Origin of the sequence: Synechococcus sp. MU1655, assembly GCF_023630655.1 — a bacterium.
Lineage (GTDB): Bacteria > Cyanobacteriota > Cyanobacteriia > PCC-6307 > Cyanobiaceae > Synechococcus_C.
Genome location: NZ_JAKUHK010000079.1, coordinates 1 through 7,482 on the forward strand (window position 1 = coordinate 1; position 7,482 = coordinate 7,482).

Annotated in this window: 10 protein-coding genes; 5 read left to right on the plus strand and 5 right to left on the minus strand. The window is 58.0% G+C overall.

Translation table 11 applies throughout. The features are described 5' to 3' along the window. Positions 1 to 1,232, minus strand: a 1,232-nt coding sequence (locus NCN04_RS05390; protein ID WP_250395416.1) for an SNF2-related protein, incomplete at its 3' end; no start/stop codon positions are given. A gap of 289 nt (positions 1,233 to 1,521) precedes the next feature. Here NCN04_RS05390 and NCN04_RS05395 point away from each other — a divergent pair. Next, positions 1,522 to 1,953 (plus strand): HNH endonuclease, encoded by a 432-nt coding sequence (locus tag NCN04_RS05395; RefSeq protein WP_048347625.1) that lies wholly within the window; start codon positions 1,522 to 1,524, stop codon positions 1,951 to 1,953. Here the strand turns inward: NCN04_RS05395 and NCN04_RS05400 are convergent, their stop codons facing one another. Then, positions 1,954 to 2,145 carry a hypothetical protein gene (locus tag NCN04_RS05400; RefSeq protein ID WP_048347624.1) on the minus strand — a complete coding sequence of 64 codons (192 nt, stop codon included), beginning with the start codon at positions 2,143 to 2,145 and terminating at the stop codon, positions 1,954 to 1,956. It lies immediately after the preceding gene. Positions 2,146 to 2,217: 72 nt separating this feature from the next. Here NCN04_RS05400 and NCN04_RS05405 point away from each other — a divergent pair, with 72 nt between their 5' ends. Beyond that, the gene (locus NCN04_RS05405) at positions 2,218 to 3,147 is read left to right on the plus strand and encodes an SDR family oxidoreductase (protein ID WP_250395413.1); all 930 of its coding nucleotides are present in this window, start codon (positions 2,218 to 2,220) and stop codon (positions 3,145 to 3,147) included. On the opposite strand, the gene NCN04_RS05410 is transcribed toward NCN04_RS05405, so the two are convergent. Then, on the minus strand, positions 3,110 to 3,304 hold the full coding sequence (locus NCN04_RS05410) for a hypothetical protein (RefSeq protein WP_048347622.1): 195 nt from the start codon (positions 3,302 to 3,304) through the stop codon (positions 3,110 to 3,112). The genes NCN04_RS05405 and NCN04_RS05410 overlap by 38 nt on opposite strands. Between NCN04_RS05410 and pdxA the strand changes: the two genes are divergently transcribed. Next, complete coding sequence (pdxA, locus tag NCN04_RS05415; RefSeq protein ID WP_250395414.1) at positions 3,303 to 4,331, plus strand: 4-hydroxythreonine-4-phosphate dehydrogenase PdxA; 1,029 nt, start codon at positions 3,303 to 3,305, stop codon at positions 4,329 to 4,331. The genes NCN04_RS05410 and pdxA overlap by 2 nt on opposite strands. Here the strand turns inward: pdxA and accB are convergent. Continuing rightward, a complete protein-coding gene (gene accB, locus NCN04_RS05420; RefSeq protein WP_048347620.1) occupies positions 4,318 to 4,797 on the minus strand; it encodes an acetyl-CoA carboxylase biotin carboxyl carrier protein in 480 nt (159 codons plus the stop codon). The genes pdxA and accB overlap by 14 nt on opposite strands. Before the next feature lie 2 nt (positions 4,798 to 4,799). Beyond that, entirely contained in the window at positions 4,800 to 5,363 is a 564-nt protein-coding gene (efp, locus tag NCN04_RS05425; protein WP_048347619.1) for an elongation factor P, read from the minus strand. Between the two features lie 65 nt (positions 5,364 to 5,428). Here efp and NCN04_RS05430 point away from each other — a divergent pair, with 65 nt between their 5' ends. Both NCN04_RS05430 and thiL read left to right on the plus strand, forming a co-directional pair. Then, a complete protein-coding gene (locus tag NCN04_RS05430) occupies positions 5,429 to 6,502 on the plus strand; it encodes a peptidylprolyl isomerase (protein ID WP_048347618.1) in 1,074 nt (357 codons plus the stop codon). A gap of 7 nt (positions 6,503 to 6,509) precedes the next feature. Further along, the coding region (thiL, locus tag NCN04_RS05435; protein WP_250395415.1) for a thiamine-phosphate kinase at positions 6,510 to 7,482 on the plus strand (973 nt) is incomplete at its 3' end.

Sequence of the window (7,482 nt, forward strand, 5' to 3'; positions counted from 1 at the left end):
CCACCAGCAGCAAAGGTCGCCAAAAGTAAATCGGTCTCCCCAGATTGAAAGCGGTCCACAGCAAGCTGCCGCTGATCAGGTTTCTGCCGGCCTGTTAGCAAAACACCTCCCAGTCGTTCGTGGAGCAGCAACAACGGATCCACAAAGCTGCTGAACAAGACGATCGGCTTGTGCTGCTGCCGCAAACGCTGAATCAACTGTTGCGCAGCTGGCAACTTGAATTCAGCGGCAATTTGCCGCAAAGCTGTGAGGACCGCCAAAGATTCAGCATCAGAACGCACCAAACCCTCCGCCACCCGTTGGCGATAGTCATCGATGACCAACCGAAGGCGGTAATCAAAACCCTTGACCTCCTCAGCGTTGAGATCGATCCCTTCAAACATCCTTCGTTTGGGGGGGAGTTCCAAAACCTGCTGCTTCCGGCGATGCAAAACAAGCGGTCGGGTCAGGCGACGCAGCTCGTCCAATCGACTGGCTCCTGCGGTTTGCCATCGCTGCCGTCCACCTTGCTCGCGGAAATGCCCCTGACAAAACAATTCCTCGTAAGAGTGCTGATCCCTAGCAATGGGATGATCCATCGCAGCCAGCAAGGGATAAAGCTGATCAGGCCGGCCGTTCTTCATCGGAGTGCCGGTGAGCATCCAAATGGCTCGCAGGCGGGGATGCCGGGCAAGGCGCAGGAAACCCTGAGTGCGTTGTGCTTGCAGGGTTTGGGCGTAATGGGCCTCATCCACCAGCAGCAAAGTACCCGCCTCCGGGAGCTCAGACGGAAGTCGCGCCCAGCTGCAAAGGTCCGGCATCAGCTCAAGGGCAGCAGCCTCTCGGCGCCAATGCGAATGCAACCCCACAGGGGCTACTACCAACAAACGCAGCGGCAGGGCACGCAGCAAGGCTCGCGCCGCCAGCAACACAGTGAGAGTTTTGCCAAGACCCATCTCATCGGCCAGCACCGCCCCGCGCCTCGCTAACAACCAGCGAGCACCCGAGCGCTGGTGAGGCATCGGCAAGCGGCCATCACGCAAACGTTGATCCAGATCCGCGTGCGCGATCAGATCTCGGTGAGGCGGCAGCGGGGGGAGCGGATGACGATGCCAATGCAACCAACGCATCAGCTCCTCATCCACACGGAAGCGCCGCTCAAAACGCTGCAACAAACCCTCAGCTGATGCAAGCGGAAATTCCCAACCCAGCCGTGAACCACGCCAGACGCCCCTCGGGCGAATTCTGCGCATCTCCGCATGAGTTACCGCATCGAAGGGGTAACGGGCCTGCACCAATCCAGACGGAGTCAATCCCAGCGTGCATGCTGTTGGTGATGAAGCCGTGATTCCAATTCAAGGACTCAGACGCTAGTCCTCTACACAGCTCCGAAGCGCGCTGGCCCACACAGCACCCGTGGATAACTGTGCCAATCACGCATCCATTGATCCGGCAAAAACCTGCATGACCATGAAAATGCAGCGTTCGACACGTTGACGAACCATGCCCTCACGTCAGACTCTCAATAGCCGAGGTGTTGGGATGCACAGCAGGGATGCGGTTTTCCTTGAAGATCTCTGTCCAAAGCTACGAACTCGACGCTGGCGTCAATCGATCCATCTCCACACTGGAAAACGCTGCATTTATTGCGGCAAACCTTCTGAATCCATCGACCATGTCTTCCCCCTGAGTCGCGGAGGCATGAGCGTCACCGAAAATTGCGTGCCCGCTTGCCTGTCCTGCAATGGACGTAAGTCTGATCAGGATGTTTTTGAGTGGTATCGACATCAACGCTTTTACGACCCCCGCCGCGCCATGGCCATCCGCGCCTGGATGGATGGCGATCTGCGCCTTGCCCTGCGATTGCTGCAATGGGCCCAGCCTGAACACAACCAACCGCTCCGCTCCGAAACGCCAAACAAGATTCACTCCGAGAGGGATGACGATCAGAGCTGGGGGCTTCGTACAGCCTGATCACCACACCCGACAGGCCGCCTCAGAGTGATACTGCTGACAGATGGAGGCGCTTTGCTCAGGCCTTTCAGGTGCCAACAACAAAGCTCCTGTCACCAAAGCCGCAGCCAGAAGCGCTGAGCCCGTACGAACCAGCGCCGTGTCTTGAGCCTGTGCATGATCACGACGAGGCGCCCGGCTCTGGGGCAGCATGGAATGCCGTGAGGGCGCCAGTGAAAAGGAAGAATCAGCCACAACGAAATTGCAATTAATACGTTTGTACTGATGCTGAACGATCTTGTCAACCGCTGCTCTCCTCTCCCGTCAGACGCGACGCTGTGCATTCTTGGCGCTGGATTCAGCGGAGGGCATCTCGCCAAATTGTCCAAAGCGCTTGGGACGAGAGTGATCAGCACGCGCCGCCGACCGAAAGCCGGCAGTGATGATCTGCCCTTTGACAGCACCAACGGGATGGTGCCCAGCCAAGACGTGCTCGCCTCCGTCACCCATCTGATCAGCACCATCCCACCCACCAAAGAGGGAACGGATCCCGTGCTGACGTGTCTGGGAGAGCAGCTGCAAAAGCTTCCACTCCAATGGGTCGGCTATTTCTCCACCACAGGGGTCTACGGAAATAGCAATGGCAACTGGGTGGATGAAACCAACGAGCCCCAACCCACTCAACTCCGCAGCCAAAAGCGATTGGACTGTGAGCAACTGTGGCGCAACAGCGGCCTGCCCGTGCAGATCCTGCGACTACCAGGGATCTATGGACCTGGCCGGTCCCCTTTGGCTGCCGTCCACTCAGGCGAAGTCACTCCTATAGATCAACCAGGGCAGATGTTTTGCCGAATCCATGTGGATGACCTAGCTGGAGCCTGCTGGCATCTCATGCATCGAGCCGCAGCAGGACAGCGACCAACAGTGGTGAACATCAGTGATAACAGGCCCGCCTCCCGCCTCGAGCTTCAACGTTTTGCCGCCGAACTGTTGGGATGCAAACTCCCAGCACCGATCCCCTTCAGTGAAGCCCAAACCACGATGAGCCCAATGGCTCTCTCCTTCTGGGCAGACAACCGCAAAGTGAGCAACGCACTCCTGCGAGACGAGCTGGGCTACACCTTTCTGCATCCCGATTATTCAAGCGGTCTCAAGGATTGTTTCGAGGCTGAAGGCTTCAACGGGATGAATCCTGAACCTGAGGCGAAGCCTTAAGCATCGGCAATTCATGCAACGGAAGCGGCTTGTCTGAACCGGTTTCAATGAGTCCTGCATCATCGAGCAACCGCTGCCACTGAACTTCAATCCAACCCTTCCTCAACGCCGTTCCCAACCCGTAAAGCAATAACCCCAGGAGCAACCAGCGCAGCATGTCCTTCTCTCATCCCTCCTCTGACGCTACCGACCGCCTGGTGATTGCACTCGGTGATCCTGCTGGAATCGGCATGGAAGTCACGTTGAAAGCCCTCGCCGACCCTCGACTACCCGATGGACTGAACCCACTCGTCGTTGGCTGCCGAACAACGTTGGAGCAGACGTACACCAGGCTCAAAGCCCAACAGTGCCCCCTACTGATGGATCCCAGCGATCTCGACATTGACGATCTACCGATCCATGACCCAATCACCCCTGGGACACCAAGCCCTGAAAGCGGCGCATCCAGTTTTCGCTGGCTGAGTCATGCCGTCGCGCGCGTGAGAGAGGCGCACACACTGGCTTTGGTCACAGCACCCATTGCAAAACATGCCTGGCATGCCGCAGGACACAACTATCCAGGCCAAACAGAACGTTTGGCAGAACTCGACAATGCGCGTCAAGCCTCAATGCTGTTCACAGCCGTCTCACCGAACCATGGCTGGAGGCTGAACACCCTTCTCGCCACAACGCACATTCCACTGCAAGAGGTTTCCACTGCACTCACCCCCGACCTCATACTCCGCAAGCTGGACGTGCTCAGCGAGTTCTGTCTGAGATTCAATCCCAACCCACGCTTGCTTGTTGCTGGCCTCAATCCCCATGCTGGAGAACAGGGGCGCCTTGGCAGCGAAGAAACCAACTGGCTCATCCCCGCACTCAAGGAGTGGCAGCAAAACCATCCCCAGATCTATTTGAGCGGGCCTCTGCCTCCTGACACCTGCTGGCTCAGCGCTGCCAAGGCCTGGCAGCAAGGAGGTCAACAGGACTCACCGGATGGGATCCTTGCGTTGTATCACGACCAAGGCTTGATCCCCATGAAGCTGATGGCCTTCGATGAGGCCGTGAACACCACGCTCGGCCTGTCGTTCCTGCGCACCTCACCAGACCATGGAACCGGTTTCGATATCGCAGGACAGGGGGTGGCGAGATCGACGAGCATGGTGGCAGCAATTCGGGCCGCCTGGGACCTCAGACGGGCTTAACCCGCATCAACACCTGACCGAATTCAACAGGGGTGCCGTTATCCACCAGGATTTCAACCACCTCACCAGCCAGCTCAGATTCGAGCTCATTCATCAGCTTCATCGCTTCAAGAATGCAGATCGTTTGGCCAACGCCAATGCGGGTCCCGATCTCTACAAACGAAGGCTCTCCTGGCGCCGGAGCCCGATAGAAGGTCCCCACCATGGGGGCCGTCACTTCCAACAAATCTGAGCGAGATCCAGCTGCAGGCGGTGGAGTCCCGGCAGATAATTCAACAGCAGGACTCTCCGGCGGAGGAGCGACCGGTGCAGATGCCACTGGTGCCAATGGTGCAGCCACTGTGGTCACCGGTAGGTTGCGACGCACTTCCAAGCGGAAGTCGTCTCCCTCCAGGCGGAATTCCTGAATATCGCTCTCGACGAGAGCGGCAAGCAGGGTGTGAAGTTGATCGTGGTCGAGCTGCATGATTAACCGTTCTCCCGTCCCAGATAGGTGTCATTGCGAGTATCAACCTTAATTTTCTCGCCGATCGATAAAAACAGGGGAACCATCACCTGAGCACCCGTTTCCAAGATGGCAGGTTTCGTCCCACCGGTTGCTGTGTCTCCCTTCACACCGGGATCGGTCTGAGCGATCTCCAACACAACCGAATTCGGCAATTCCACTTCCAAAGGCTTCTCATTCCAGGTGACGACGTTCACCTCCATGCCCTCCTTGAGATATTTACGACTCTCTCCGATCTGTTTCGCGGTCAGACGCGTCTCTTCATAGGAGGACATGTCCATAAAGACGAAATCTTCGCCCTCCATGTAGGTGTGTTGCAGGGTCGACTTCTCGAGCAGAGCCTGGGGAAGCATCTCTCCAGCTCGGAATGTTTTCTCCACCACACTGCCGCTTTGAACGGACTTGAGCTTGGTGCGGACAAACGCAGACCCCTTGCCTGGCTTGACATGCAGAAACTCGACAACACGCCAGACAGCACCGTCCAGCTCGATTGTGGTGCCGGTGCGAAAGTCGTTGCTGGAGATCATTCCCGCGGAACGTTTCAGTGGATCATACGGCTGTGCCAAAGTCCTGACAGCACCTGGGGTTCTCCTTGGCTCACCGCCGTCTGACCGCTCTGCTTCTTGCCTGGCTAGCCGCCTTTGGCCTCTGGCTTGCCAAACCAGTCTGGGCAGGCCTGCCTCAAGGCAATGCCGTACAGGATCCTGCGGCAATCCTGCGCGATTCATTGCCGATGAATCAAGAGGATCTTCGCGAGCTTCAGCATCGTTTGGAATCCACCAGTACCGATTTGCGTGCCAAGCGCTGGAGTGCTTTGGGACGCACGGTGAGCCGCACCCAGAAACTGGTGGCCACCCGCGGCAACAGCATTTTGGAGGCCGTTCCTGAGGATCAGCGCAGTGAGGCTGAGCTGCTCCTCAACGAGGTGCGCGCTGACCTTGTCAAGCTTCAGGAGGAGACGGATGCCAACGACCGGGATGGATTCATCCAGATCCGTCGCGACACTCTGAGCCGGGTGGGTGATCTCGAAGCCTTGTTGATCGACGATCGTCTCCCTGACATTCCCTCCGAATTCGATGCCTTGCCACGACTGGCCGGACGGGCAACCGTGGTCATCGAAACGACGCAAGGAAACCTCACTGCCGTTGTGGATGGCTACAACGCTCCTCTAACAGCAGGCGCCTTTATCGATCTCAGCCTGAAGGGCTTCTATGACGGTCTCCCCTTCAATCGCGCCGAAGATTTCTACATCCTGCAAACCGGAGACCCGGAAGGTCCTGACATCGGCTACGTGGACCCAAAGACCAAAAAAGAGCGACACGTTCCCCTAGAAATTCGCGTTCCAGGCGAACCCGACACCCTTTACAACGAAACATTTGAGGACGTTGGCCTATTCAAAGCAGCCGCAGTCCTTCCCTTTTCCACCCTTGGGACTCTGGGTTGGGCGCATTCCGATCAAGCCCTTGACGATGGGTCGTCGCAATTCTTCCTGTTCCTCTATGAAGCAGAGCTAACGCCTGCGGGCCTAAACCTCGTGGACGGACGGAATGCCGCCTTCGGCTATGTGGTGGATGGCTTTGATGTGCTCGAAGAACTGGGCGTTAACGACGGAATCAAACGCATCCAGGTGATCGAAGGCGCCGATCGACTCCAAGATCACGCCTGATGCTGCCGTGAGCATCACGCTGGCCGAACTCGGAGAAACAAAGCTGCTGGAACGTCTGGCCCGCTTTGCACCTCCCGGCCAGTTCAGTGACGACACAGCCTTGCTAACCCCTGATTCCAGGGCATTGCTGGTGAACACCGACGTGATGGTGGAGGGTGTTCATTTCAGTGATGCCACAACGGCTCCTGCCGATGTGGGTTGGCGTGCTGTGGTCGCCAACCTGTCTGATCTAGCCGCCAGCGGCTCCGTGCAGGTCGAGGGGATCACGGTCGGCCTGGTTGCCCCTGGCACCACGCCATGGTGGTGGGTCGAAGAGCTCTATCAGGGCATCTCAGAAGCCCTCGAGCGGTTTGGTGGGACTCTGCTGGGAGGTGACTGCAGCACCGGCAACCAACGGCTGCTCTCGATCAGTGCGTTTGGACGACTCGGACCGTTACGACTGCATCGGGCACTGGCACGACCTGGTGATCTGCTGATGAGCAGCGGCCCCCATGGGCTGAGCAGACTTGGACTGGCAATCCTGCAAGACACACCGCGACCCAGCCCACTCTCTCTTCCACCCGCGCTGAAAGAGCAGGCGATTCGATGCCACCAGCGACCGTGGCCAAGATTTGATGCCCTTCAGACCCTGTTGGCCTGCAAACCCGAGCAGCTTCCCTGGAGAGCCGGTGGGACCGACAGCAGCGATGGCCTACTCGCTGCAGTGGAGAGTCTCTGTCGAAGCAGTGGCTGCGGCGCCGTTCTACACAGAGATGCCCTCCCTCGCGCCGATGCCTGGCCCTACGAGGAGGCATGGGATCGCTGGTGCCTGAATGGCGGCGAAGATTTTGAACTGGTGCTGAGCCTGCCTCCTGAGTGGGCTGAATCCTGGACACTGCATCAGCCTGAAAGTCGATGCTTCGGCACCATCACCACCGATAAAGGCAGGATCATCTGGAACGACGATGGTGCGTTGCTGCAGCCATCTGGGTTCTCCCATT

What these genes read in the sequence shown, in the direction of transcription:
- accB (WP_048347620.1), bottom strand. Translation starts at nt 4,797, where the DNA reads ATGCAGCTCGACCACGATCAACTTCACACCCTGCTTGCCGCTCTCGTC.
- NCN04_RS05405 (WP_250395413.1), top strand. Translation starts at nt 2,218, where the DNA reads ATGCTGAACGATCTTGTCAACCGCTGCTCTCCTCTCCCGTCAGACGCG.
- efp (WP_048347619.1), bottom strand. Translation starts at nt 5,363, where the DNA reads ATGATCTCCAGCAACGACTTTCGCACCGGCACCACAATCGAGCTGGAC.
- NCN04_RS05410 (WP_048347622.1), bottom strand. Translation starts at nt 3,304, where the DNA reads ATGCTGCGCTGGTTGCTCCTGGGGTTATTGCTTTACGGGTTGGGAACG.
- NCN04_RS05400 (WP_048347624.1), bottom strand. Translation starts at nt 2,145, where the DNA reads ATGCTGCCCCAGAGCCGGGCGCCTCGTCGTGATCATGCACAGGCTCAA.
- NCN04_RS05395 (WP_048347625.1), top strand. Translation starts at nt 1,522, where the DNA reads ATGCACAGCAGGGATGCGGTTTTCCTTGAAGATCTCTGTCCAAAGCTA.
- pdxA (WP_250395414.1), top strand. Translation starts at nt 3,303, where the DNA reads ATGTCCTTCTCTCATCCCTCCTCTGACGCTACCGACCGCCTGGTGATT.